Source organism: Anaeromassilibacillus sp. 1001302B_160321_C8 (assembly GCF_015554745.1).
Taxonomy (GTDB): Bacteria; Bacillota; Clostridia; order Oscillospirales; family Acutalibacteraceae; genus Anaeromassilibacillus; species Anaeromassilibacillus stercoravium.
In genome coordinates, this window is sequence record NZ_JADNJD010000015.1 from 60,525 (window position 1) to 85,659 (window position 25,135).

General features: G+C 52.9%; 30 protein-coding genes. 12 read left to right on the forward strand and 18 right to left on the reverse strand.

The features are described from left to right. Positions 1–28: 28 nt before the first annotated feature. From I2E77_RS10530 to cysK, 5 genes are all read right to left on the reverse strand, one after another. Entirely contained in the window at positions 29–916 is an 888-nt protein-coding gene (locus tag I2E77_RS10530; protein WP_195451199.1) for a MerR family transcriptional regulator, read from the reverse strand. 72 nt (positions 917–988) lie between these two features. Then, positions 989–1,504 (reverse strand): GrpB family protein, encoded by a 516-nt coding sequence (locus I2E77_RS10535; RefSeq protein ID WP_087234793.1) that lies wholly within the window; start codon positions 1,502–1,504, stop codon positions 989–991. Between the two features lie 18 nt (positions 1,505–1,522). Further along, positions 1,523–2,926 (reverse strand): MATE family efflux transporter, encoded by a 1,404-nt coding sequence (locus tag I2E77_RS10540; RefSeq protein ID WP_087234792.1) that lies wholly within the window; start codon positions 2,924–2,926, stop codon positions 1,523–1,525. Positions 2,927–3,041: 115 nt separating this feature from the next. Next, a complete protein-coding gene (locus tag I2E77_RS10545) occupies positions 3,042–3,671 on the reverse strand; it encodes a cytidylate kinase-like family protein (RefSeq protein ID WP_087234791.1) in 630 nt (209 codons plus the stop codon). Positions 3,672–3,849: 178 nt separating this feature from the next. Further along, entirely contained in the window at positions 3,850–4,782 is a 933-nt protein-coding gene (gene cysK / locus I2E77_RS10550) for a cysteine synthase A (protein WP_191441300.1), read from the reverse strand. Positions 4,783–4,977: 195 nt separating this feature from the next. On the opposite strand from cysK, the gene I2E77_RS10555 reads away from it, so the two are divergent. After that, the gene (locus I2E77_RS10555; RefSeq protein ID WP_087234789.1) at positions 4,978–5,418 is read left to right on the forward strand and encodes an RrF2 family transcriptional regulator; all 441 of its coding nucleotides are present in this window, start codon (positions 4,978–4,980) and stop codon (positions 5,416–5,418) included. Further along, positions 5,415–5,846 carry an RrF2 family transcriptional regulator gene (locus tag I2E77_RS10560; protein WP_191521399.1) on the forward strand — a complete coding sequence of 144 codons (432 nt, stop codon included), beginning with the start codon at positions 5,415–5,417 and terminating at the stop codon, positions 5,844–5,846. The genes I2E77_RS10555 and I2E77_RS10560 overlap by 4 nt, the downstream gene beginning before the upstream one ends. 71 nt (positions 5,847–5,917) lie before the next feature. On the opposite strand, the gene I2E77_RS10565 is transcribed toward I2E77_RS10560, so the two are convergent. Next, a complete protein-coding gene (locus I2E77_RS10565; protein ID WP_087234787.1) occupies positions 5,918–6,109 on the reverse strand; it encodes a hypothetical protein in 192 nt (63 codons plus the stop codon). A gap of 46 nt (positions 6,110–6,155) precedes the next feature. Beyond that, positions 6,156–6,350: a hypothetical protein gene (locus I2E77_RS10570; protein ID WP_191395615.1), complete on the reverse strand. Its 195-nt coding sequence runs from the start codon at positions 6,348–6,350 to the stop codon at positions 6,156–6,158. A 141-nt stretch (positions 6,351–6,491) separates the two neighbouring features. Here I2E77_RS10570 and I2E77_RS10575 point away from each other — a divergent pair, with 141 nt between their 5' ends. Next, complete coding sequence (locus I2E77_RS10575) at positions 6,492–7,025, forward strand: ferritin-like domain-containing protein (RefSeq protein WP_191521401.1); 534 nt, start codon at positions 6,492–6,494, stop codon at positions 7,023–7,025. A gap of 47 nt (positions 7,026–7,072) precedes the next feature. Here I2E77_RS10575 and I2E77_RS10580 read toward each other — a convergent pair whose 3' ends face one another. Then, positions 7,073–7,246, reverse strand: a complete 174-nt coding sequence (locus tag I2E77_RS10580) for a hypothetical protein (RefSeq protein WP_172749745.1) — start codon at positions 7,244–7,246, stop codon at positions 7,073–7,075. Between the two features lie 211 nt (positions 7,247–7,457). Here I2E77_RS10580 and I2E77_RS10585 point away from each other — a divergent pair, with 211 nt between their 5' ends. Beyond that, positions 7,458–8,825: an aldehyde dehydrogenase gene (locus tag I2E77_RS10585; RefSeq protein WP_195451200.1), complete on the forward strand. Its 1,368-nt coding sequence runs from the start codon at positions 7,458–7,460 to the stop codon at positions 8,823–8,825. Positions 8,826–9,042: 217 nt separating this feature from the next. Here the strand turns inward: I2E77_RS10585 and pepT are convergent, their stop codons facing one another. The 3 genes from pepT to pdxR are packed head-to-tail and all read right to left on the reverse strand — an operon-like array spanning position 9,043 to position 12,130. Further along, entirely contained in the window at positions 9,043–10,257 is a 1,215-nt protein-coding gene (pepT, locus tag I2E77_RS10590; RefSeq protein WP_195451201.1) for a peptidase T, read from the reverse strand. Between the two features lie 56 nt (positions 10,258–10,313). Then, complete coding sequence (locus I2E77_RS10595) at positions 10,314–10,697, reverse strand: hypothetical protein (protein ID WP_191362425.1); 384 nt, start codon at positions 10,695–10,697, stop codon at positions 10,314–10,316. After that, positions 10,694–12,130 carry a MocR-like pyridoxine biosynthesis transcription factor PdxR gene (gene pdxR / locus I2E77_RS10600; protein ID WP_195451202.1) on the reverse strand — a complete coding sequence of 479 codons (1,437 nt, stop codon included), beginning with the start codon at positions 12,128–12,130 and terminating at the stop codon, positions 10,694–10,696. Before pdxR ends, I2E77_RS10595 begins: the two co-directional genes overlap by 4 nt. A gap of 137 nt (positions 12,131–12,267) precedes the next feature. Here pdxR and I2E77_RS10605 point away from each other — a divergent pair, with 137 nt between their 5' ends. Continuing rightward, the gene (locus I2E77_RS10605; RefSeq protein WP_087234780.1) at positions 12,268–12,852 is read left to right on the forward strand and encodes an ECF transporter S component; all 585 of its coding nucleotides are present in this window, start codon (positions 12,268–12,270) and stop codon (positions 12,850–12,852) included. Positions 12,853–12,942: 90 nt separating this feature from the next. Here I2E77_RS10605 and I2E77_RS10610 read toward each other — a convergent pair whose 3' ends face one another. Together I2E77_RS10610 and I2E77_RS14185 are read right to left on the reverse strand one after the other, a co-directional pair. Further along, the gene (locus I2E77_RS10610) at positions 12,943–13,221 is read right to left on the reverse strand and encodes a hypothetical protein (protein WP_087234779.1); all 279 of its coding nucleotides are present in this window, start codon (positions 13,219–13,221) and stop codon (positions 12,943–12,945) included. A 143-nt stretch (positions 13,222–13,364) separates the two neighbouring features. Continuing rightward, positions 13,365–13,685 carry a ribbon-helix-helix domain-containing protein gene (locus I2E77_RS14185; protein WP_330608928.1) on the reverse strand — a complete coding sequence of 107 codons (321 nt, stop codon included), beginning with the start codon at positions 13,683–13,685 and terminating at the stop codon, positions 13,365–13,367. A gap of 158 nt (positions 13,686–13,843) precedes the next feature. Between I2E77_RS14185 and I2E77_RS10620 the strand changes: the two genes are divergently transcribed. The 6 genes from I2E77_RS10620 to srtB are packed head-to-tail and all read left to right on the forward strand — an operon-like array spanning position 13,844 to position 19,463. Continuing rightward, positions 13,844–15,169, forward strand: coding sequence for a lipopolysaccharide biosynthesis protein (locus I2E77_RS10620; RefSeq protein ID WP_195451203.1), 1,326 nt, complete (start codon positions 13,844–13,846; stop codon positions 15,167–15,169). Between the two features lie 26 nt (positions 15,170–15,195). Then, entirely contained in the window at positions 15,196–16,182 is a 987-nt protein-coding gene (locus I2E77_RS10625; protein ID WP_191362422.1) for a DUF2207 domain-containing protein, read from the forward strand. Between the two features lie 13 nt (positions 16,183–16,195). Further along, positions 16,196–16,927, forward strand: coding sequence for an AzlC family ABC transporter permease (locus I2E77_RS10630; protein WP_087234775.1), 732 nt, complete (start codon positions 16,196–16,198; stop codon positions 16,925–16,927). Continuing rightward, a complete protein-coding gene (locus I2E77_RS10635; protein WP_087234774.1) occupies positions 16,924–17,259 on the forward strand; it encodes a branched-chain amino acid transporter permease in 336 nt (111 codons plus the stop codon). The genes I2E77_RS10630 and I2E77_RS10635 overlap by 4 nt, the downstream gene beginning before the upstream one ends. A gap of 56 nt (positions 17,260–17,315) precedes the next feature. After that, positions 17,316–18,551, forward strand: coding sequence for a BTAD domain-containing putative transcriptional regulator (locus I2E77_RS10640; RefSeq protein WP_087234773.1), 1,236 nt, complete (start codon positions 17,316–17,318; stop codon positions 18,549–18,551). 33 nt (positions 18,552–18,584) lie between these two features. Continuing rightward, complete coding sequence (gene srtB / locus I2E77_RS10645; RefSeq protein ID WP_195451204.1) at positions 18,585–19,463, forward strand: class B sortase; 879 nt, start codon at positions 18,585–18,587, stop codon at positions 19,461–19,463. Between the two features lie 133 nt (positions 19,464–19,596). Here srtB and I2E77_RS10650 read toward each other — a convergent pair whose 3' ends face one another. The 5 genes from I2E77_RS10650 to I2E77_RS10670 all read right to left on the reverse strand — a co-directional run bounded on the left by I2E77_RS10650 (position 19,597) and on the right by I2E77_RS10670 (position 23,459). Then, positions 19,597–20,436 (reverse strand): MetQ/NlpA family ABC transporter substrate-binding protein, encoded by an 840-nt coding sequence (locus I2E77_RS10650; RefSeq protein ID WP_087234771.1) that lies wholly within the window; start codon positions 20,434–20,436, stop codon positions 19,597–19,599. Positions 20,437–20,498: 62 nt separating this feature from the next. Next, a complete protein-coding gene (locus I2E77_RS10655) occupies positions 20,499–21,158 on the reverse strand; it encodes a methionine ABC transporter permease (RefSeq protein ID WP_087234770.1) in 660 nt (219 codons plus the stop codon). Continuing rightward, on the reverse strand, positions 21,148–22,167 hold the full coding sequence (locus I2E77_RS10660; RefSeq protein WP_087234769.1) for a methionine ABC transporter ATP-binding protein: 1,020 nt from the start codon (positions 22,165–22,167) through the stop codon (positions 21,148–21,150). Before I2E77_RS10660 ends, I2E77_RS10655 begins: the two co-directional genes overlap by 11 nt. A 133-nt stretch (positions 22,168–22,300) precedes the next feature. Then, positions 22,301–22,975 (reverse strand): tRNA (guanosine(46)-N7)-methyltransferase TrmB, encoded by a 675-nt coding sequence (gene trmB / locus I2E77_RS10665; protein WP_195451205.1) that lies wholly within the window; start codon positions 22,973–22,975, stop codon positions 22,301–22,303. Then, positions 22,959–23,459 (reverse strand): YbaK/EbsC family protein, encoded by a 501-nt coding sequence (locus I2E77_RS10670; RefSeq protein WP_191362418.1) that lies wholly within the window; start codon positions 23,457–23,459, stop codon positions 22,959–22,961. Before I2E77_RS10670 ends, trmB begins: the two co-directional genes overlap by 17 nt. 325 nt (positions 23,460–23,784) lie before the next feature. On the opposite strand from I2E77_RS10670, the gene I2E77_RS10675 reads away from it, so the two are divergent. Beyond that, positions 23,785–24,846: an FAD:protein FMN transferase gene (locus I2E77_RS10675; protein WP_087234766.1), complete on the forward strand. Its 1,062-nt coding sequence runs from the start codon at positions 23,785–23,787 to the stop codon at positions 24,844–24,846. The last annotated feature ends 289 nt before the right edge of the window (positions 24,847–25,135 follow it).

Consider the following 25,135-nt stretch of genomic DNA (forward strand, 5'->3'; position numbering starts at 1 on the left):
AGAAGTCCTCTGTTTCTATATGCATCCTTTATTCTTCGATCGTGATGCGTCCGCGTTCGTCCATGTGGATTCCCTGTTCTTCACAGACGGTGCAGTTGAGCGCCTGGAGACGGTCCATGTATTCCGCGTAGGTGGCGCTGAGGATGCGCAGGTTTGGCAAAAAGACATCATAATATCCCGCTTCGGTCAGCCGCCTGCGGAGGGTTTGATGGGCGTGCAGGAATGGATTGAGCCGGGCGGTCCACTTCCTGCGCTTTCGTGCCTCCTGTAAAACGGTCTTTTTAAAGGCTTCCAGTTCCGCTTCGCTGGCATTCAAAAGCCGGTTGATCCCGGCGTTTGGATCAAAGGCCAACCGGTCGTAAGCTTCTCCCCATAGGCGGTCGGCGATACGAATGGCCAGAGGAATCTGAAGTTCCAACCCATCCAAAAAGGCGAGGATTGTTTGGTAGGCGTTTTGCTGTTCCTCGGTACGGATGGGTTCCTGCAAGTAGGGGAGAAAATGTTGAAATAAGACCCGTCCAAAGAACCCCGGAAAAGCGCTTTGCAGTTTTTGGCCAATGGGAGCGCTGTTCCATTCCTGGCGCAATTGCTCGATGGCATCGGGGGTATAATTCTGCGACAATTTTCCCAGCAATTCCACCTGGAATTGCTGGGCTTCCAACGCTCTCTGCTTCTGCGCTTGGATGGTTTTTAAAGCGGCAGGCTTATCGGAGGCCCGCAGCACGGTTTCAATTTCCTTGGCACTGAGACCCAGACTGCGCAGCAAGCCGATTTCTTTCAGCTTTTGGATGTCCGCGTCTTGAAAATCGCGGTATCCATTTTCATCCGTTGGGATGGCGATGAGCCCCTGTTCTTCATACCAGTTGATGGCCTTCTTGGTCAGGCCCGTTGCCTGACAAACTTGGTGGATACGCATAACGGTTCACCTCACGCGCTAAGTGTACCGCGTTCCCCAGGGGAACAGTCAAGCCTTTTGATCGATTTTTCTCTATTTTGTAAAGTACCATGCATAAGCGCGCTTTTCCAACGCTTTTACGAAGGCGTCCTTCCCGTCGCAGTACTGTTCGATGTCCTCCGGAAATTGTTGCGCCAGATGCTGCTTTAGATTGCCATAGAGCTGTGCCTCCTTTGGATGAACCCGCAGGTAATCCCGGACCGCCAAGTGGCGGTCGATGTTCCAATGGTCCTCTTCCGAAAAGGCGTGGATTTGGTGGGTGCGGTTTTCACCGCCTTTCCGGTAATAGCGGCGGCCGGGGATGCCGAATTCCCCCATGGCCTCATAGCCCAGTGCTTCCATCGCAGGGGCAAACGTATCGATTGCGTTCACATCCCGCACCACAGCCAGGATGTCGATGATGGGCTTTGCAGCCAGACCTTCCACGGAGGTGCTTCCAATGTGATGAACCGCAAGAAGCTCCGCACCGAAGGCTTTGCCGATTTTTTCTGCCTCCTGAGCAAACAGGAGCGGCCATTCCGGACGATAGGGAACCACACGGACATGCATAAAAACTCCCCCTTATCCTCAGTTGGCAAATGGCGACAGATGATCCGCCGGTTGTTCCTCCCGGTTGGTGGGGGCAACGATGGCTTTCTTCTTCCACCCGCCGTGAAGATAGGCGACCAACACGATCAGAATCCCGATGGCCCAGCTGATGGGGTAGGAGTAATAGATGAATTCCTTTCCCCAAGCGCCTGCGATCCAATAGGCGATGGGGACTCTTGCCAGCCACAGCGAAAGCAGGCTTGCCGCCATGGGAACAATCATGGAGCCGGCGCCGCGCAGTACGGCGCTTAAGATGAATAGGATCGCACACAGGAAATAGAAGGGCAACAGGGCATGTAAATAGTAGACGCCTGCTTCAATCACGCCGGGGCTTTGGCTGAACATGCGCATCAGCACATCGCTCAATGGGTAGACGACCACACTGATCGCCACGCTCGCTACAACGCACAGGATCAGACCGGCGCGGGTACCGCGGCGAACACGCTCCATGCGGGCCGCGCCGACATTTTGCCCGACGTAGGTGGTGACAGCGCTGGACATGCTCTGGATGGGGAGAAACACGAAGGTGTCGATCTTATTGGCACCGTTGAATCCGGCGGTAAAGGTAGAGCCATAGCTGTTCACGAGCGCCTGCATCGCCATAATACCGACTGCAAACAGCGCCTGCTGAATGCCGGAGGGAATTCCCAGCTGAATCGCTTTCTTAAATAGGGAGCGCTGAAACTGGATTTTAAAGAGCTGAATATGTAGGAAGGTATAGTGACGGTTGATAAAATACACGCCAAACAGCCATGAGGCGATCTGGGCGATGATAGTTGCGAACGCGACGCCAAAGACCCCCATCCCACAGAGTGTAAAGACCAGATCTAAAACGATGTTGATGCCAGCTGCAATTGAGAGGAACAATAGGGAGGTACGGCTGTCCCCAAGCCCCTGTAGGATGCCGGCGTTGATATTGAATCCGAGCGTGCCGATCATGCCGACAAAAATGACGACCATGTAGGTATCCGCCATATCCAACGTGCCGTCGTCCGGCACATTCATCAGGAGAAGAAGCGGCCTGCTGCATAGGACGCCCACAATGGTGAGGGGGATAATGCCAATCATCATAGAGGTATAGATGGTGTTCACAGTGGCGCGGACTTGCTCAATGTCCCTTGCCCCGTAATATTGCGAGATCATGATGGTTGCGCCGGTGCTCAATCCCATGAATAAAGAACTCATCATAAAGGTGATGGGAAAACCGGTTCCCACTGCGGCCAGCGCCTTTTCTCCGATGAAGTTGCCCACAACGATGCTGTCGACCATGTTATAGAGCTGTTGAAAGACATTGCCTAGGAGCAAGGGGGCCGTAAACAGGAACAACAGACGGTAGGGGCTGCCGCTTGTCATATCCGTGGCATTAGAACGAAGCTTTTTCACAAACAATCCTTCCTTTTATTTTATAAGTTGGGCATAGAAAAGCCCTTTCGGAGATGCCGGTCAACGGCGCTCCAAAAGGGCTCGAAATGAATAGCGCAAGTATTGAAGAAGAAAATTATAAAAGTTTTTCCTTCATTTCGACCGCCTGACAGATCAAGTCGATGGAGTTCTCAATGCCAAAGGCAGAGGAGTCCACCAACAAATCATAGTTTTCTGGGTTTCCCCACTTTTGGTTGGAGTAGAAATTATAGTAGTTGGCGCGCTGTTTATCCTGCTTTACAAGCGTGTCAGCGGCTTTGGCCGGATCGACCCCATACTGTTTAATGATACGGTCCATGCGTGTAAAATGATTTGCATAGACATAAACATGCAGGCAATTCTTATTTTCACGTAAGACATAATCGGCACAGCGCCCCACAATAACGCAAGGCCCTTTTTCCGCCGCTTCCCGGATGACTTGGGACTGTGCAAGAAATACTTTATCATTGATGGGAAGGTTGTCTATGGGGGATACCTGGCTACCGAATGTATAGTTTCCCATCATCAGGGAATACAGGAGGCTATTGGTGGCCTTCTCATCCGCCTTCTCAAGAATTTCCGGACTCATCCCGCTCTGTTTTGCGGCCAGAGTAATCAAGTCCTTATTGTAAAAAGGAATGTCAAAATGCTTTGCAACCCTTTCTCCGATTTCCCTTCCGCCGCTGCCGTACTGCCGTGCAATGGTAATAATCGTGTGAATACGCATATGCTCGACCCCTCCTAATCAAAAACAGATTTCAGAGACCTTTAAAAATTTGCTAAAAATTTGTTTTTTTGTGAATTTTCTTTATTTTACTGCTCTTCTATTTGTTTGTCAAACGATCTTTTCTGAAAAAATACGCCCCGGATGAACAATCCGGAGCGCTTGTTAGTTCCAATGCCTGTTAATCCGCATCAAACACACCGGTGGAGAGGTAACGCTCTCCGGTATCCGGCAGAAGGACAACGATCTGTTTGCCCTTGTTTTCCGGGCGCTTTGCCAGTTGCGTTGCAGCAAAGACTGCCGCGCCTGCGGAAATCCCAACCAGGAGCCCTTCCGTGCGGGCCAGTTCCTTGGCGGTCGCGTAGGCGTCTTCATTTGTTGCGGTGAGAACCTCATCCAGAATATCGGTGTTGAGAATATCCGGCACAAATCCGGCGCCGATGCCCTGGATTTTATGCGGGCCGGCCTTTCCCTGGCTGATGACCGGGGAAGAAGCGGGTTCCACCCCGACGATCCGGATGCCGGGATTGTGGGCTTTCAATCCTTCGCCTGTGCCGGTGATTGTTCCGCCGGTCCCAATGCCCGCAACAAAGAGGTCGATTTTCCCATCGGTATCCTCCCAGATTTCCTGGGCGGTGGTCGCCCGATGTGCAGCGGGGTTTGCCGGGTTGGTAAACTGGCCGGGGATAAAGGAATTCGGGATTTCCTTGGCCAGCTCTTCCGCCTTTGCAATGGCCCCCTTCATGCCTGCCGCGCCTTCGGTGAGGACCAGCTCCGCGCCAAGGGCGGAGACCAACCGGCGGCGTTCCAGGCTCATGGTCTCCGGCATGGTCAGGATCAGCCGGTAACCCCGTGAAGCGGCTACAAACGCAAGCCCAACGCCCGTGTTTCCGCTGGTGGGCTCGATGATCGTCGTATCCTGATTGACAAGGCCGCGTTCCTCGGCATCTTGGATCAGGGCAAAACCGACGCGGTCCTTGACGGAGGAAAGCGGGTTGAAGGATTCCACCTTCGCGATGAGCGTGGCCTCCAAAGCATGCTTCTTTTCATAGTTGGAGAGTTCCAACAGAGGGGTGTGGCCGATCAGATCGGTTAATTTTTTTGCGATTTTCATTTGCGGTCGCTCCATTCCATTCAGATTTGACAAAGAAATTTAAATTCCTATTAAAATAGTCAGGATTAATTTTTCCTTATTATATTCCATATATATGACAAAGTCAATAGGAAAAATCTGGTTTTTATTGCATTGAAATCGAAACCATAGTATAATGGTAAACAATAAAATGGCAGTAGAAAAAGGGGAAGCGCAATGAAACTTTCAACCAAGAGCCGTTATGCGCTTGAGGGCCTTTTTTATATGGCAATTGCAACCTTAGACCGGGCGGCGAGTATCAAAGAGATCGCAGCGGAAACGCAGATTTCCCCCGCCTATTTGGAACAGATCTTTTTTAAACTGAAACAGTTTGGGATTATCCGGACGGTGCGGGGCGCGCGCGGAGGCTTCCTGTTTGAGAAGCCGCTTTCGGAAATCACCGTCGGACAGATTATCCGGGCGGTGGAGGGAAGCCTTGTGCCGGTCAAATGCGTGGAGTCCCTCTCCGCATGTACCAGCAAGGTGCGGGGAACCTGCATCAGCCGCCAGGTATGGGTGGATCTCTCTGATGCGATTGCGCGGGTAGCAGACAGCCTGACACTGGAACAGCTGCGGAACGAATGGCTCGCGGAACAGAGAGGGGGGCAAGCCCTATGAAAATATCGACCCGGGGGCGTTACGGCCTGCGCGCAATGATCGATCTTGCCCTCCATGAAGATGAAGGGCGGGTGACGCTTGCGGGGATCGCCGCCAGGCAGGACCTGTCCCTCAATTATTTGGAGAGCATTTTTTCCGCGCTCAAGCGCGCTGGGTTTGTCATCGGGACGGCTGGTGCGCAAGGTGGATATTCCTTGGCACGCCCGGCGGATCAGATTTCGTTGCAGTCCATCTTGGAGGCTTTGGAGGGCGATCTGTCCGTTTTTGAGGAGGCCGACGTTGGGACGCCCATTCGCGCCTTTCTCAAACAGCATGTGTGGGACGTCATCGACCGCGAAGTGGAGAATACCTTGTATGCCACCACACTGGCGGATATGGTGAAGCGCATCCAATTGCAGGAATCGTCTGCGGAGAGTTCCGCATTATAAACAAGAGACAAAAAAGCCGCCGCCAATGCTTCTAACATTGGCGGCGGCTTTTTGTAAAATGAGACGAATTTTTAGACGCGCCAACGGAGCGCTTCTTGAAATTTTGCGGCAAAACGGTGCTCCTGCGTCCGGCGCACTTCCCGCAGCTCTGGATTGGGCTGTGTTTCCAGGAGGGTATCGACCGTCCGGTCCACCTCCAAATATTGCATAGCCTCCGGGCATTGGATCATTGGCATCCCAAAGCCGAGCGGTGTTTCCAGCAATTCAATCACCCTCGCATAGCGTTTGCCGGAAGGGGAGAAATATGCGTCAGTCTTCTTCCATCATCGCTTCACGCCGCAGCGGGCAATGCTCCAGCCGCCCGCATTCCTGCGCATATTTGCAGCTGCTGCTGGAAAATTTCCGTCCACGGTGGGGGATCAGCGTGTATGTAGCGCGGATCGAATGCTCTGCTTGTAAATACGGGCAATAGCCCGAGATGATTTTGATGGTTGTTTGTTCCATAGTGAAATCCCTCTTTCTGGAAAGAATCATACGCTCCTCAAGAAAGAATGTCAATTCCCAAATGCCCAAAGAGGCCACGGTACTAGCCGGGGCGTGCGACGCATATATATGGATGAATTCATTCGTAATGGAGGATTTCTCGTGGAAAAACGTGACAAGCACATAGAATCCGTGAAGGCATTTGTCTCTCCAGAACCATACCCGCCCATTGTGGTGGCTGGAAAAAACCGGTTATACGCTGGATTGATGCACATGAATATGTGTGCCGCACATAGTGAACTGACCGCACTGATGCAATATCTTTACCAAAGCTGGGTGATGAACGCAAACCATGCGGAGGCAGCCCAGGACTTACAGCGGATCGCCATGGTGGAGATGCATCACCTGAATATTTTTGCGCAGCTCGTCCAGCAGTTGGGCGGGGATCCGGTTTATGCCGTTTCGTTCCGGCGGCGCAGGCGGGTCTGGGATGGAATGATGGTTTCCCCATGCAAAAACTTTTTCCATATGATGCAGAACAACCTGCTCGCGGAGCAGGAGACAATCGACCGCTACCGGCGGCAAGCCGCAATGGTACAGGATGCCTCGCTCGCCGCGGTTTTGCTGCGCATCGTCGAGGATGAAAAGGTACATGTAAAGATTTTTCGGTCGTATTTGGATGTGTTGATTCAATAGGAAACATCCCGCGGAAGGCCAAGAGGCGTTTCGCGGGATGTCTTCGTTTATTCAGCCGGCTGCTTTTTGGAGAGATTTTCTGCGCACTGCTTCAGCTCGGTTTCGGTGCTTGCCCCCACGCCGGTCTGCATGATGCACTCCTGCACAAAGAAGGGCTGTGCGGAGAAGAATTTCTTCATCTGTGGATTGTTCAAAGCGGCGTTTGCCTTGTCTTCCGGCATTTGATTCACCTCCTGTCTGTCCGCTTTTTCCTGGGATTCGCATCCATACGTATTACACAGACGAATCCCAGAGAATCAAAGCGCACGATTATTCTTTGCAGGTTTTTCTGAAATACAGAAGGGAATATTTTGTTTTACAAAATTTGCTTGCGGATTGCCGCCGTATCTGGATATAATGAATGGGAGAAAGGACAAGCAGGGAGGAAAAGTGATGAGTACAGCCGATTTGATTCAGGCGCAGCGCGCCTTTTTCGACCATGGGAGGACAAAGAACCTTGCATTCCGCGCCGTGGCCTTGGAGCGATTGGAGCGCCAAATTCGCGCGCGGGAACATCGGCTATTGCGCGCTTTGCGGCAGGATCTGGGAAAATCCAATATGGAAGCCTACATGACCGAGATAGGCCTCACATGCAGCGAGCTGCGCTATATCGCTGCGCACATCCACCGATGGGCGGCCAAAAAGTGGGTCCCGACGCCTCTGAGCCAGTTTCCGTCCAGAAGCTTCTGCCAGGCAGAGCCCTACGGGGTGGTTTTGGTGATGGCGCCTTGGAATTACCCGTTTTTGTTGAGCATGGAGCCGCTCATCGGCGCATTGGCCGCAGGGAATACGGTCGTTCTCAAGCCTTCTGCCTATGCGCCCCATATGGCCAAAGAGCTAGAAGAGCTGCTTGGGGCTTGCTTCCCGCCGGAATATGTGGCGGTGGTGCAGGGCGGCCGGGAGGCCAACACGGAACTCTTGGAGCAGCGGTTTGACTATATCTTCTTTACCGGAAGCGTGGCGGTGGGAAAGCTTGTGATGGAGCGGGCTGCGGCGCATCTGACGCCGGTTACATTGGAATTGGGCGGGAAAAGCCCCTGCATCGTAGACCGGACAGCCAATGTGAAGCTGGCGGCAAAGCGGATTGTATTCGGGAAATTCCTCAATGCCGGCCAGACCTGTGTTGCACCGGATTACCTGCTGGTGCATCGGGAAGTGAAAAATACGCTGGTCGCGTATATGCGGAGGTATCTTCAGTTGTTCTATGGGAAAAAACCGCAGGAAAATCCCGATTATCCCAAGATTATCAATGAAAAGCACTTCCTGCGCCTGAAAGGGCTCATGGAAAACCAGCATATCCTGGTGGGCGGCGACGACAACGGGACCGATAAGATCGCCCCGACGCTGCTGGACGCCGTTTCCCCCGATGCGCCGGTGATGCAGGAGGAAATCTTCGGCCCGATCCTTCCCATTTTGACGTATGCAACGTTAGAGGAAGCGATCCGCTTTGTAAAAGCGCGCGAGAAGCCCCTGGCGCTCTATCTCTTTACCACGGACCGCACAACGGAAAAGCGCGTGTTGCAGGAAGTCTCGTTTGGCGGCGGCTGTGTCAACGACACGGTGGTGCACCTCGCCACGCCGTACATGGCATTTGGCGGCGTCGGCAAAAGCGGGATGGGGAGCTACCATGGCAAAAAGAGCTTCGATACGTTCAGCCATTATAAAAGCATTTTGAAGAATTCCAGCTTTCTGGATATGCCTGTGCGGTATCCTCCGGCCACTGCGAGAAAGGAACAGCTCCTGCGTTGGTTTTTGCGGTAAGCCGGTTTTCCGTTTAACAGCATAGAACGAAACAAAATGAAACCGTTGCAAAAGAAAAGCGCAGCAGCAATCCGCACAAAAATGCGGCAGCACTCAGAAGAATCGGCCCTCAAATGAAGCTGTTTTGGCTTCGTTCGGGGCCGATTTTTGTGCATGATTGGGGAGTATGGGCTATTTAGCAACCGCCCTTCCTTCGTTATAAATGAAATCGCAGATATTACACGCGCACAAGGTTGAGCAGGACCTCCACCATTTTGTCCATGCTTTGGACCGGGATATACTCGAACCGGCCGTGGAAATTGTGCCCGCCGGTGGATAGGTTGGGGCAGGGCAGCCCCATAAATGAGAGGCGCGCACCGTCCGTGCCGCCGCGGATCGGTACGACCAGGGGCTCTACCCCGGCGTCCCGCATCGCCTGCTCCGCGTCTTCAATCAGGAACATGTGGGGCGCAATCTGCTGCTTCATGTTGTAATAGGTGTCTGTCAGGTTGAGGACAACCGTCCCCGCACCGTATTTGTCGTTGAGATAGTCCGCGATCTTTTGGAAGCGCGCTTTTTTGGCTTCAAATTTTTCCATATCGTGGTCGCGGATGATATAGTGCAGGCTTGCCTGCTCTTCATGGCCCTGGATGCCCTCCAGGTGGCTGAACCCTTCATACCCTTCGGTAAAGGCCGGGTTTTCAAAAACCGGAAGCATGGAATGGAATTCCATTGCGATCAAGATGGCATTTTTCATTTTGCCCTTTGCCGTGCCCGGATGGACGCTCACCCCGTTGATGGTAATCTTGGCGTCCGCCGCGTTGAAGTTCTCATATTCGATCTCGCCGAGCTTGCCGCCGTCCACCGTATAGGCGTACTGCGCCCCAAAGCCCTTGACATCGAAGCGATCCGCGCCGCGGCCCGTCTCCTCGTCCGGCGTGATGCCGACTTTGATGGTCCCGTGAGGAATGTTCTCCGCAACCAGGCGTTCCAATGTGGTAAAAATTTCCGCGATGCCCGCTTTATCGTCCGAGCCGAGCAGCGTCGTGCCGTCGGTCACGATCAGATCCTGGCCTTTGTAATCCAGAAGGCTTTCAAATTCCGCAGGGCGCATGACGATATTCTTTTCCGCGTTGAGGACGATATCCCCGCCGTCGTAGTTCTCGACGATGCGCGCACGCACATTCTCGCCGCTGGCAGCGGGAGCGGTGTCCATATGCGCGATCAGCCCCAGGATCGGGCGGTCGGTTTCACAGTTGGCCGGTAAGGTCCCGTAGACATAGCCGCATTCGTCCATGTGGGCGTCGGCCAGCCCCAGGCCGCGCAGCTCCTCCGCAAGCGCAGCGCCCAGGACTTTTTGACGGTCCGTTGTAGGGCATTTGTCCTCCGGCGCATTTTCGTCGGAGGTGGTATGGTAACGTACATATTGCAGCAATCGCTCGTAAGCTCGCATTTTATAGATCCCCTTTCGGTGAAAAATCCTTTTTCCTCATCATACGCCAAAATTCTCTAAAGTGCAATGTGGTTTTCACAAGAAGCGCCCTCACAAACATGCAGCTCGGTTCCGTAATGCTCGCTGGAAAAACCATTGTCGAAGAAGATGGAGAAAAAGGGCGTCATTTTGTTGTAAATTTCGGTGTCGGTTGGCTTTGGCAGGCCGAGAAGCATTTGAAGAAATTCCGGCGTGACTGGCCCGGAAACGATCTTGCCAAACGCCCAATCGGTTTGCTTGTGATTGCCGTATTGCAGCGCAAGGGCGATCCACTCCGTTTCTTCGTTCCAGCAGTGGATTTCAAAGGAAGCGGCGGTTTTGGCATACTGTTCCACGAGGGCTTTCCACCGCTGGTTATCCGGTTCGGTGGCGTCCAGGGCGAGGATTTCTATGGCCTTCATCTCTGCGTATCCCCCTGTTCTGGCGCGGTTTTGCGTTCCGCGCTTTTGCTTGGCCCGAGCAAATCGCTCCACGCTGCGTGAAGCTGTTCCACGGCGGGGGCGATGTCCTCCAAGGGGATACCTGCAAAGCCCAACGTTACGCTGCCCGGCTCGGTTTCTGCAATCACACGGACCCCACGCTGTATTGCCCGGCGGCAGAGTTCCTCCGAGGGCGCATCGCAAGGCAGGTACAAGGTCAGCCGGAGGGCTGTTTCCTGCAAGAAGAGGCGGCAGCGCCGTCCAAAGGCGCTTCGGACGGAACGGCTCAGTTCCGCGCTTTTCGCGGCGTAGAGCTTGCGCAAGCGGCGCAGATGGCGCTCCAACTGGCCGCTTTTGACATAGTTGCTTAGGGCGAGCTGTTCCACTTTTGAAGCCGTTTGGTTGTAGCTTTTGGCGCGGGAACGGTAATCCGCGAGCAGTGCCGGTGGCAGCGCCATATAGCCGATACGCACAGAGGGGAGCAGCAGTTTGGAAAAAGAACCGATGTAGGCCACCAGTTCCCCGTCCGCAATCCCCTGCATCGCAGGGATGGGCCGGGCATTGTAACGCAGTTCCCCGTTGTAGTCGTCTTCAATCACGAGGGATTGATGCGCTTTCGCCCATTCCAACAGGGCAAACCGGCGGCTCATCGGCATGGCGGTGCCGCTTGAAACACTGTGGGATGGGCGCACCAATACCGCCCGGACGCCGCTCGCCTCCAGAGCGTCCATCCGGATACCGTCCCGGTCGGTGGGAAGGCGCAAGACCGTAAAACCGCAGTCCGCAAAAACACGCTCTGCCTGTGGGAATCCGCGCTCGTCGATCGCGACGGTCTTTTCGGGAAGAAGGCCGCACAGCAGGTATAGGAGCGGCTGAGTGCCCGCGCCGATCACGATCTGCTCCGGGCTGGCTTTTACACCGCGGACGCCGTAGCAATAGGAGGAGAGCGCTTCCCGCAGGGCGGGTTCCCCCTGGGGATCGCCGTAGGAGGTGAGCACCTCCTGCTGGGTGAGGACGTCGCGGATATGGCGGCGCCAGATTTTGATGTCGATGCATCCGCTGTCCACCGAATCGCTGCCGAAATTGTAGCGGATGTTGGGGCCTGGACGTTCCGCTTGCACGATCGTCTGGGGAGGCTCCAAATGGCTGGAGCGCTCCGGCCGGATGGCCCCGGCCTCTACGAAAAAGCCACTCTGCGGACGCGCGCGTACATACCCTTCGACGCAGAGCTGCTGATAGGCCATTTCCACCGTGGTGCGGCTCAGGCGCAAGTCCTCAGAGAGCTTGCGGATGGAGGGGAGCTTTTCGTTCGTTGTGAGATGCCCCCGCTCGATGGATCTGCGCAGCGATTCATAGAGTTGCTGGTACAAAGGAGTATCGGATGCGGGATTGAGCATAAGAAAATCGTATGTCATGGAAATTCCTCTTCAAACTGTACTGGTCAATTTTTTATAAACTGTATATTTTAGTATGAACACTTTTGCGCTATGATTATACCACAAACGAGCAAAGATGCAAGACGCTTTGCGGAAGATGTCTGGAGGGGAAGACCATGAAACTCAATTTAAACGAACGCAACACCAGCGTCAATCTGGCGCTCACCGGTCTGATGGCGGCGTTGGTCCTGGTGGCGACCATGTTCTTCAAGGTGGAGATCCCAGTGGGAACCGATAAGACCATGATCGGCTTTGCAAATGTATTTTGTATTTTGTCCGGCCTGTTGTTGGGCCCGGTTTACGGCGGCCTTGCAGCGGGGATCGGTTCCTGCATTTTTGACCTGATGGGCGGATGGGCGGACAGCGCGCCGACGACCCTGATCTTCAAATTTATGATGGCGTTTGTGTGCGGCTTGATCGCATGGGGCGGCGACCGGACCGCAAGAAAGCTCTCCCGCGTGATTGTGGGTGCGGTGAGCGGCTCCCTGTGCTACTGCGTGCTGTATTTGGGATACTCGTTCCTGAAGCTGATCCTGGTGGGTTCCGCGCCGGAGGCGGCGGCCATCGCCATGGTGACGAAGCTGGCAGCGACGCTGACCAATGCCATTGTGGCGGACGTGATCGCGGTGCCGTTCTTCTTTGCCATCCGCAAAGCTTTGGAGCGGGCGCATTTGCCTGTTGGCGGTCCGCGCCGGGCATAAAATGTTGAACGATCTTGAATAGACAAACAGCCGGTTGTATTGCGTTTGTGCATACAACCGGCTGTTGTTGCTTTCAGGCGGCTGGGCGCGTTATGTGGCAAAAACGCCCAGCCGTTTTAAAATGGTCACGCCGTCGCGCAGCCCCTTTTGATAGAGGTGGCGTTCCTGGTGTCCGGAGACGTCCAGCAGGAGGGAGAAGCATTCTTCGGCGAACTCTTTTTCGTCTGCGGCAAACATGGAATCGCAGTCGCGGTGCATCCGTTCCAGCTTTTCGGCCAACAGCGCGTATTGTGCGGTAGCGTGGAAGTCGTCAACGGCGCGTTGCAGGAGTTCATCCAGGAAAACGTCAAAGATTTCTTGTTCCGTCATGTACAGGTTCCTTTCTCTGTGAATTCCAACAACGCTTGAAAGGAATCACCGCGCATGGTATACTATTTACGCAGCAATCCGCTTTCGCGGTTGTTGGTTTGTGGGGAAGCGGCTTCGACTTAGAGAGGGGAGGCCGTTTCCTTTCATTTTTTGAGGCCGGAATACTTTTCGTGGATAGCCCTGCGGACAAATTCAGAACGGTTTGTACGCTCTACTTTACAACATTCGTCCAATTCAGTTAATGTTTCTTTGTCCATCTTGACACGCAGCATAAATGTTTTTGGGCTATCCGTAGGGCGGCCTAGTTTTTTACCTGGCACTTGAAGAAATACACCTCCTTTTCGTAGCACCATAATCATATTATAAATTTCGTAGCAACGTAAGTCAAAGAAAATGGAAAAAGTTGGGTGTGAAAAATCTTGACATCTTGTAGAGCTGCTGGAAATGTTAAGGTACAGAAGCATGCTTTTTCTATCGTTTTCACCATTTGTGGCGTTCCATCCTCAGAATACGCAGAAAATCCGGAAAATCCCTTGTGGAACTGCCTGTCAGAATGCTATAATAATCTTTATGAATTTCGACCTTAAAAAAGGGGATCTCCCCTGGAATGGAGCTTTCTAGGATGAAGGATACAGAAAAAAAACCTAAAAGACTTCATAGCGACATTGTGCGGGACAGCATTAACACCTTTGGCACCAACGTCATCGGTTCCCTGCTGTCCATCATCTCGGCCTTTTTTGTGCTGGGTGTGTTGGACCCGGCGGTCAAGGGGCAATATAATCAGGTACAGCTGGTCGGCAACGGGCTGTTTACGCTGTTTGGATTTAGCATCAATGCCGCGATGATCTATTTTGTCTCCCGCTATAAGATCAAGAACACCAAAAAAGCGATTGCAAAGTTGACTGTGGCGATGTCTGCCCTGATTTTGGCGGCGGGCGCCGTTGCCGTGCTGTTTATGAAGAAAATCTTTTTCTCCGGCAGTACGGCCTTCTATTGCTGGGCAGCGGTCGTGTATGGTTTGTTCTCCTTTTTAATGAATGTTTGCCTGGCGATTTTGCGCGGGGAAAACAAGTTTAAAATGTTTAATACGATCAACCTTTTGCAAAAGGTGTTGTTGACCGCGTTCATGTTCTCCATGCTTGTATGGCCCAGTGCCATGCTGCTGGTTACCTCCATGATCGGTATCCAGGTGCTGATGATCCTCTTCGCCCTGTATGGCATCAAGCGCTGGAATGGAAAGGAACCGGACCCCGCGCCGGAAGACGACCACTCGGTGCAGACGGGCGCGATGTTCCGCTATAGCTTAAAGTCGCATGTCTCCAATGTGATGACCTATATCAATTCGTATTTGGGATCGTACATTGTAAACGCCGTGTATTCCCTTTCGACCTTCGGCATTTACAATGCGGCTGTCACCATGATGCAGCAGGTGTGGCTGCTGCCCGACGCGGTGAGCCAGGTCATTATGAGCCGGATTGCAGCCATGCATGAAAAGGACGATAAAGTCCGTTTGACCTTGATGTCCTGTAAAGTGGTCACCTATATCACCATTGTTTGTGCGGTGCTGTTGGTGTTGGTGGCGCAGGTGTTTGTGCCGATTGTGTTCCCGAAGTACGTGGAGGCCATTGCGCCTCTGCGGTATTTGATTATCGGTTCGATTTTTATCTGCTATGCAAAGGTGTTGGCCAATTCCATCGCCGCCTATGGCAAGCCGGAATTGAACATTTTGCCGACCATCATCGGGATTATAGTCAATTTGAGCTTGTCGTTTGTTCTGATTCCGCCGATGGGCGTCAACGGCATTGCGCTGGCGACCTCCGCCTCGCTGACCGCGCAGGGGTTCACCTCCATGGTGATTTTCTGCCTGTTTACACATACCCCGTTCTATCGCCTTCTGATTCCGAATGGGGAAGAGATCCGCTCTGTCAAACAGATCTTTAAAAAATAATTTGTGAATTCAAGGAGAGAGCATCCATGAAAAAATACCTTTCTCTGTTGCTTGCGCTGCTGGTGGCGCTCTCGTGTACGTCTCTGGCGTTTGCGGCCGAAGAGGATGAAGAAGAGATTTCGCCGGAGATGAAGGAGCTCGGTGAATATATCATGAACCACCAGGCCGAGGCGTTTGACCTGGCGGTCGAGGGATATACCTGCCAGTCGGAAAAGGTGGAAGCCGAACTGCTCACGGACGGCACGGTGAACGTCACGGAATATTGGACGTATTCCTGCCGGAACTTTGAGAAGATGACAAAGTTTGAGCGCACGCTCGCCAAATCCGAAGACTATGAGATTTCGGATATCCGCGTGGTGATGGGCTCGGAGGAGCTGGAGCGCTTCAACAGCTACGAGGAGATTCAGGCGGCGACGGAAAGCGAAGGGGAAAAATACCCGGAGCGGAAGTACACGCTGGATGAAACCGACACGGGCTATGAGATCAACGCATATTTGAAGAATTGGAATGCCACCACGACGATCAAGGTGCTCTATACCGTAAAGGGCGCCGTGCAGTTCCACAACGATATTATGGAATTCAATTGGGAGCTGATTGGGGAGGACATCCCCTATGAAGCGGGGCTGTTGACCGGCTACGTGATTCTGCCCTATGGAGCGCAGCGCGATGAGGTCAAAGCCTGGACGTACGACCAGGAGGACTATGAGCTGGTCATCGAAAGCGGCGAGCTGGTGGGCCTGACGGTCAATGAGGTCCCGGCCAACCATGCGGTAGACATCCGCGTGACCGCGCCGCTGTATTTGTTCCCCGATGCCGCGGACGCCTATAAGACCGGCCAGGATGCCTATATGCAGATTTTGCAGGAGGAAAACGACCCCGACCAGGACCCGGCGTATACGGCGCGCGAGGCGCGGAAGGACCAGATCATCCGCATTGCGGCCCCGGTCGTATTGATCGGCGGCGCTGCCTTGGTTTTGATTGTTTCCCGCATCCGCAGAAAGAAGAAGGCATAAGGGAGGCCAAACGATGCAGAAGGAAACGTCTGCAAAAGCGCAGAAAGTAAAGCTGGCTCTCCGCGCAGCGTTCCCGATGACCATCCCCGTGATGGTGGGTTATCTGTTCTTGGGGGCAGCTTTTGGCATTCTGCTGGAGAGCAAAGGCTATGGCTTCGGGTGGGCCGCCTTGATGAGCGTGATTGTCTATGCGGGCTCGATGCAATTTGTGGCGGTCGATCTGTTGGCGACGGGAGCGGGCTTTTTGCAGGTGGCGTTGATGACCTTGATGGTCAATATCCGCCATGTGTTTTATGGCCTCTCCCTGTTGGGGAAATTTCAAAATTTTGGCGCGAAAAAGCCCTATATGATTTTTTCCCTGTCCGATGAGACGTTTTCTCTGCTCTGTAGTGCAGAGCCGCCCAAAAATGTGGACCGCAGTTGGTTTTTCTTTTTTATCGCCTTGTTGGACCAACTTTACTGGATTGTCGGTTCTGTCGTCGGAGGGCTGCTGGGTTCCTCCTTTTCGTTCAATACACAGGGCATTGATTTTGCGATGACTGCGCTCTTCGTGGTGATTTTTGTCAACCAGTGGCGTGAAACAAAAAGCCATGCGCCGGCCTTGGCGGGATTGGCATGCTCCGTTGTTTGCCTTCTCCTTTTTGGAGCGGATAATTTTATTCTGCCGGCGCTCATCAGTATGGTCGTGTTGCTGACCGTCGTTCGGAAACGGTTGGATCGACCGGAGGAGGAGGCTACAACATGACTGGGGCAATTCGTGCGCTGCTTGTGATTGCGTTAATTGCGCTTGTTACATTTTTCACAAGACTTCTTCCCTTTGTCCTGTTCCCGGAGGGAAAGGAAACGCCGCCATATGTGCGTTATTTGGGGAAAGTTTTGCCTTTTGCAATCATTGCCATGCTTGTAGTATACTGTTTAAAGGGAACGAGCCTTCTGACGTGGCCATACGGCTTGCCGGAGCTGATTGCGGTGGCGGCTGTTGTGGCGTTGCATGTGTGGAAGAAGAACACCCTGTTGAGCATTGGCGTGGGAACCGTGTTGTATATGGTATTGGTGCAGTTTGTTTTTGCTACATAAGGGCTTCCGCCCCGGATGGGCGGGGAAAATTGAAAAGGATTGTGGGGGAGATCGGAATGATGGCCACCGAAAAGCTGTATGTGCAGATGCTGGGGGATTTTTCCATCCGGCGTGGCGACCGGGAAGTGGTGAAAAAAGGGAACCGCTCCAAAAAGATTTGGCACTTGATTGGCATCCTTTTGACGAATCGAGGGCAAAGGCTGGCTCAGGAAAAATTGATCCAGTTGCTATGGCGTGAGGGGGATGAATGCATTGACCCAGCCAACTCCCTAAAAAATTTGGTCTATCGCGCGCGGATGCTCTTGGACGATTTGGTGCTGGAAGATGAAGTGTGCGAAGAGGGAATGGAGTTTATCCGTTTTTCCGAAGGGGCATATATGTGGAACGAAGATATCCCGTGTGAAATCGACACGGAAGTGATGACCCTTCTGGCAAAGCGCGGTTCGGATGAAGACCAGGCAATTGAAAGCCGGATTGCCTGCTACTCCCAGGCGGTAGAGCTGTACAACGGGGAATTCCTGCCGAATTTGGGGGAGGACGAGTGGATTTTTGCAAAGCGCGCACAGTATGAAAGCCTTTATGTCAGCTGTGTGTTGACCTTATGCCGCCTTTTGAATCAGTCGGAGCAATATGGGAATGTTATTTCAGTTTGCGAGCGTGCGGTGCGGTTTTGCCCTTATCAGGAAGATATCCATCATATCTTACTGAAGGCCTATCTGCGCACGGGGCAGTATGCCCAGGCGTTGGTACACTACGAGCACATTTCCGAATCCTTTAACCGGGAGCTGGGTATGGGGCTTTCGAATTCGATCCGCAATCTGCACCGCGAGATTATCCAAGGGCTCAATATGGTCGAAATTGATATGAATCAGATCAAGGAGGATATTCTTGCGGAGGAGACATCCGGCTCGACGCCGTTTTTTTGTGAGTATACGGTGTTCCGTGAGATCTGCCGGGTGCAGATGCGCGCCCGGGAGCGTTATAACCAGAGCGAGATTTTGATCCTGCTCACAGCGACAGACAAGAACGGGGAAATTCCGCCGTTGGAAAAGCTAAAAAATATTATGACTGTCTTAAAAGAAGCAATCTCTGAAACGCTGCGCCGGAACGATATTGTCGCGCGGTATAGCCCTTCCCAGTTCATCTTGGGCCTGTTGGTGGCCGAGGAAGAGAACGGGCAATTGGTAGCCAACCGCATCCGGAATGCGTTTGAGGCGAAATGCCGCCGGAAAGGTGAGATTTATCTAAAAGAACAGATGATTAGCCTGCGTGCTGAGGATTCGCAGAACTGACAACCGCAGCCGAATCCGACGAAAGGAGAACCTATGAAAAAACGTTTGCGCAAGGGGATTTTTATAGCATCGCTCTGTGTTTTTATAGGTTCTATGAGTGTGCTCGGATATAAGGGGATCTATGAGCCCATGCAGAACCGGCATGCGGTCAAGCAGGTACAGCAGATTTATCACGCTGAAGAAGACGGGGAGGAGAAGGACAGTTCCCCTTCCTCACAGACGTCCGAGGAGGCTGTGCAGCGGAAGCGGGACGCCTTTGCCCAATTGAAAGCGGGCAACCCGGACACCATCGGTTGGATTCAGATTCCCAATACAGTGGTGGACTATCCGGTGATGCAGTCCTCAAAGGACAATCCGGAGCTATATCTCCGTCATGGATACGATAAGAAATACACCCAATACGGCTGCATCTTTTTGGATGCCAACTGTACCCCGGCTCAGGAAATGAAGAATTTGACACTCTATGGGCACAACATGAACGATGGGCAGATGTTTGCCGCGATCCTGCAATACACCGATCTGGAGTTTTATAAGAGCGCCCCGGTGATCGACTTCGATCTGGAAGGGGTGGAGGGCAAATGGAAAGTGTTCTCCGTGTTTAAGATCAATACACTCCCGGAACAGGGGGAAATCTTCGACTACGCCCAGCCGGATTTCGAGGACGATGAGGCGTTCACGGCTTTCATCGAAGAGATGCGCAGCCGGTCCATTTTGAATCTGCCGGTCGATGTGAATGCGGACGATCAATTGCTCACGTTGTCCACCTGCTCCTATGAATTTGAAGAGTTTCGCACTGTCGTGGTAGCCCGCCGGGTGCGGGAAGGCGAGAATGCGACCGTTGATTTGGACAAGGCGGCATACAATCCTTCCCCAGTTTACCCGGACTGCTGGGTGCAGAAATATGGGAGTTGACGAGAAACACAGGAGTGAATCATAGATAGAACGATTTGAATTTATCAAGACAGAGCCTTTTGTTCCTTTTGGCTATGAAAAAACGGTTATGCGGCATACGCTGCATAACCGTTTTTTGATTGATGGATTTTCCTCAGTCGATCGGGACCACGGAACCCTCATAGGTCTCATTGATATATTGCTTGACTGTGTCGCTCTTGAGTGCCTCCACAAGCGCCTGCAGTTCCGGGCGGTTTTCATCGCCCTTGCGGACAGCGATCACATTGGGATAGGCCGTTGTTGCAACGGAACCGCTCTCTTCCACGGCCAGTGCATCGCTCATCTTCAAGCCGCCGTCGATGGCATAGTTACCGTTGATCACGGCGAGATCGACGTCGGGCAGGATGCGGGACAACTGTGCCGCTTCGATTTCGGTAATCTGGATGTTTTTCGGATTGCTGGTGATATCCTTTACGGTGGCGTTCAATCCCGCGGATTCATCCACCTCGATCAGTCCCTGATCCTGAAGAAGTAGAAGTGCGCGCGCCTCGTTGGTGGTATCATTTGGAACGGCGATGGTCGCGTTGTCCGGCAGGCTGTCCAGGGAGGTCGTCCGGCCCGCGTAGATGCCGAGCGGCTCGTAATGGATTGCGCCGATCGAGACCAACTCCGTTCCGTACTCCTCGTTAAAATTGTCCAGATAGGTCTGATGCTGGAAATAGTTGGCGTCCAGTTCCCCTTCGGAGAGCGCCAGGTTCGGCTGCACATAGTCGGAGAACTCCACCACATCCAGCTCATACCCCTGCTCCTTGAGGATATCGCTGGCAACCTCCAGGATTTCTGCGTGCGGAGCAGGAGACGCCCCGACCTTGATCACCTTGGATTCGGAATTGTCCGCATTTTCACCGGACGCCGCATCGCCGCCGGACTGACATCCGGCCAATACGGTGGCGGAAAGTGCAACCGCGAGAATGAGTGCAAAAATCTTTTTCATAGGATAGTTCCTCCTTTTGTTAAGGGCTTTGAAAGAACAGAGAATGCTCCTCTTTCAAAGCATTATTTGCGCCGGTCCAACCGCCGGGCAATCCAGAGGCCCAGTCCCTGGAATACCTGCACCACCACAATGAGCAGGACAACGGTGACGAGCATGATGTCCTCCTCACGGCGGTAATAGCCGAAGCGAATGGCGATATCGCCCAAACCGCCGCCGCCGACAAATCCGGCCATTGCGGTATAGCCGAGGATCGTCGTGATGGCAATGGCGCAGTTGAGGATCAACGAGGGGCGAGCCTCCGGCAAAAGGACTTTCCAAATGATTTGCAGAGCGGAAGCGCCCATGGACTGGGATGCTTCGATCACACCGACGTCCACTTCTTTGAGAGAACCTTCGACCAGCCGGGCGACGAAGGGCGCAGCTGAGATGGTCAGAGGCACGATGACGGCCGTAGGGCCAAGGGTTGTGCCCAGAAGCCAGCGGGTGAACGGCAGGACCGCGATCAATAAAATGATAAATGGGAACGAACGGGTCAGGTTGACGATCACGTCCAATATTTTATATAGGACAGGGTGGGGGCGGATCCCGTCCGCAGCCCACATGACGAGCAGCACACCCAACGGCAATCCGATGATATACGCGAAGAGGGTGGACCCCAACGTCATATACAGGGTTTCACCGACGCCTTGCAGCAACATTTGCAGCGTGGATTCATCCCACATTTCCGCTCACCTCCTCTACGGTCAGGCCCCGCATATGCAGATACCGCTGCATCTTATCCGCGAGGGATTCGTCTTCGGGCAGTTGGATGACAATCTGCCCAAACGCTTTTCCGTCCATGTTTTTAGTATCAGCAAAGAGAATATTTACAGGCGATTTATATTCGAGCACCATATTGGCGATTACGGGTTCAAAAGAGGAACTCCCGTTGAAGACAATGCGGATGGCGTGTTTGCCAGTAAACGTTTCAGTGGTATGCTTTCCTTCTGGGAACACCAGGTGCTGCGCAGCCGGCGTCTTGGGGTGGGAAAAGATTTCGGTAACGTCGCCGCACTCGGCAATTTTGCTTTCACTGATGATGGCCACACGGTTGCAGATCTCTTCGATCACGCGCATCTCGTGGGTGATGATTACAATGGTAATCCCCAGACGGCGGTTGATGTCCTTCAGCAGAGCCAAAATCGAGGACGTCGTATTGGGGTCCAGGGCGGACGTCGCTTCGTCACACAGGAGCACCTTTGGATTGGTGGCCAACGCGCGGGCGATTGCAATACGCTGCTTTTGCCCGCCGGAGAGCTGGGAGGGATAAGACTTCGCTTTATCCGACAAACCGACGAGTTCCAAAAGCTCCTTTGCGCGCTTTTTGGCGGTCGCCTTGTCCACCCCGGCGATTTCCAAGGGGAAGCAGATGTTCGCTTCCGCAGTCCGCTGCATCAGCAGGTTGAATTGCTGGAAAATCATCCCCATGGAGCGCCGCGCTTCACGAAGCTGTTTTCGATTTAGCTTGGAAAGATCCATGCCGTCGAACAGGACGGTCCCCTCCGTTGGGATTTCCAGCATATTCATACAGCGTACAAGCGTGCTCTTTCCTGCGCCGCTCATACCGATAATGCCGAAGATATCCCCCTGTTCGATTTTCAGGTTGATGTCCTGCAGCGCATGGACCTCCGCGTTTTTGCCCCGGAAGGTTTTGCTGAGGGAGCGAATTTCAATGATCGGTTTTCTTTCCACATGACACCCCTCTTTTCCGTTTCCATGTTCTTCTGCTGAACGCTATGCCGCAAAGCGTTCAAAACATTACTGATTTAATAGGAATTATACGGCACAATGACATGCGTGTCAAGTATTGTGCGCAGATTCTACCTTATTCAACAGGCGGTTCCCAACGGGCGGCCAGGGCTTTGATGGGGATTCCCTTTTCCGTAAACATCTTTTCGTGCTCCGTCGGGGCATCCTGCGCAAAAAAGCCTGGATTTGCATGGAGATCGGCGGTTTGGCGCAGAAGCATGAACCCGCTTTCCTTTATATATTCTAAGGTATCGGCAAATAGGCCGTCGTCGTCCGTCTTAAACCAGAGTTCGCCGCCCGGCTGCAAGAACTGCTTATAATCGTTCAAACGGCGCGGGTGTGTCAGGCGGCGTTTGTTGTGCTTGGCACGGGGCCACGGGTTGCAAAAATTGATACAGATGCGGGCGACGCCGTCCTCCGGCCGGAGCATGTTGCAGATTTGTTCCACGTTATAAGCGGTCAACCCAACGTTGTCCACTGGACGCCCGGCCCCAGCGAAGGCCGCTTCCACAATGCGCTTCGCGGGGGCTAATACGACGTTCTTCAAATCTACACCGAGGTAATTGACCTGTGGATTTTTTGGGGCCAGCCCTGCAATATACCAGCCCTTCCCGCAGCCGAGCTCCAAATGGATGGGTTGCTTTTTCGGAAACCAATCCTGCCATTTTCCGGCCATCCGTTCCGGACCACGCACAAAAAAGGGACAGGCATTCAGCTCTGGAGCTGCCCAAGGCTTATTGCGCATCCGCATGCGGCGTTCCCTCCGTATCCCAATTTTTGCACACGTCAACCCATTTTTGACTGTGGGAATATTGAAACAGTTCCTCGCAGCTCAGTTCAATTGCGGAATTGGGAGTACCGCAGGCTGGGAATACCGTCGAAAAGCGCTTCAAAGAAATATCGCAATATACAGCGGCCGTGTCCGGATTGGCAAAGGGGCAGACGCCTCCCACCGGATAGCCTGTAAGCGGTAAAACTTCATCGGCACTCAGCATTTTGGCTTTCCGGTGGAATTCCGCTTTGAATTTGCTGTTATCGATTTTGGCATCCCCGGCTGCCACGACAAGAATACAACCGCCGTCCGACTGTAGGGAGATGGTTTTGGCAATACGCGCAGGCTCTACACCAAGCGCTTGCGCTGCCAATTCGACTGTTGCGCTGGAGACATCGAATTCCTGCACACGGCCAGCCACGCCATAGGGTTCTAGATACGTTTTTACTGCCTCAATAGACATGATAAATCCCTCCATGCTGCTATCAGATTGTATCGATTTTGCGGCTTTTTCAGTAACATAATTCTAACAAAGTATAGCATAAGAATAGACATTGGAAAGTGTCTAAAAAAGAATTTGTGAGATAAAACAAAAAATATAGGCTTTTTTTGACTTTTTGCTGCGGTTTTTTGAAATGTGTAAGGGAAAGAAAAAAATTAGCTTTTTTCGATGAATTTTCTAACAAATCATCCAAAGGAAAAACGCGGTAGCCATTTGCTTGTGCTGCGAAGAGTATGCTATACTATAGACCACATATGAGCAACGAAACCAGTGGTGGAGGAAACCAATGAACGAGCAAAGAAAACGGAAAGTTGGATGGGCTCTGGCGGTTCTGGCGGCGGTTTTGGTTTTAGTGGCTGTTGTAGTACAGTGGAACCGGTGGAAGGCAGAGCAACAACCGTTTACCAGCACGGAATTTGCAATGGGAAGTTATGTCCAACAAACTGTTTATGGCGATAGAAGGGAAGAAGCGGCATCGGAAGCAGCCAACGCGGTGCAACGCTTAGAAAACCAGATTTCGTGGCGGATAGAGGGTTCGGATATCGCACGGTTGAATGAAGCTGCAGGGACGGATTGGATTGCTATTGATCCACAGACCGCAGAGCTGCTGGCACAAGCGTTGGATGTGGCGGAGCGCTCAAATGGGGCGTACGATCCGACGATCCTGCCGGTCAGCTCCCTTTGGGACTTTGGCGGGGAAAACCAACATTTGCCGGAAGCTGAACAGATTGAAGAATACCGTTCCTATGTTGGGTATCAAAATTTGCGTGTAGATGAACAGGCTTCGGAGGCTTCTTTGAAAATCCATGGTGCGGCGATTGATCTCGGAGGAATTGGAAAAGGCGCAGCGTGTGACGCTGCGGTTCAGATGTATCAGGAAAGCGGTGCGGAGGCTGGCATTGTCGCGGTGGGCGGAAGCATTGGCCTATATGGGGAGAAGCCGGATGGCAGCTTGTGGCGCCTAGGCGTGCGCGACCCAAATAGCGGCGACGATAGGGCGGAAGCGATGGGGCTTCTGGATCTGGCGTCTGGATTTGTATCCACGTCTGGCTCCTATGAAAAAACCTTCACAGAAAATGGGAAGACCTACCATCATCTTTTAGACCCAAAGACTGGTTATCCAGCGGAAAGCGGGCTTGTATCCGTCACCGTTGTGGCGAAGAGCGGCGCTTTGAGCGACGCCTTGGCGACAGCCGTGTTCGTGCTTGGAGAAGAACAGGGCATGGCCTTGCTGGAAGAGTATGGAGCGGGTGGGGTGTTAATCTCGCAAGATAACCGTGTTTTGGTATCCGACTCCTTGAAGGACGCTTTCCAGCTCACTTCAGATATGTATACCCTTGTATCATAAGAGGGGATTGGGTGGGCGCACTTGCTGGCAAAGTTGAAACTGTTGGGCCAGGGACAATCCTTGTAAATAGCAAAAATAAAGGGAAGGTCTTTCCCCGCTCCCAGTGTTCCAAAGAAATTAGATATTTCAATAGGAAATTAGGCACGGCCGGGATGATCGGCCGTGTGTTTGCTTGCGTTTAGGTAGGAATGTTTTGGCTTGTTTTGAAGATGGGATGAAGAGGCCACATGGGGTTCTATATAGAATGGATTGTTGAAGGCATCCTTTCGGATAGAATGGTACCATACCA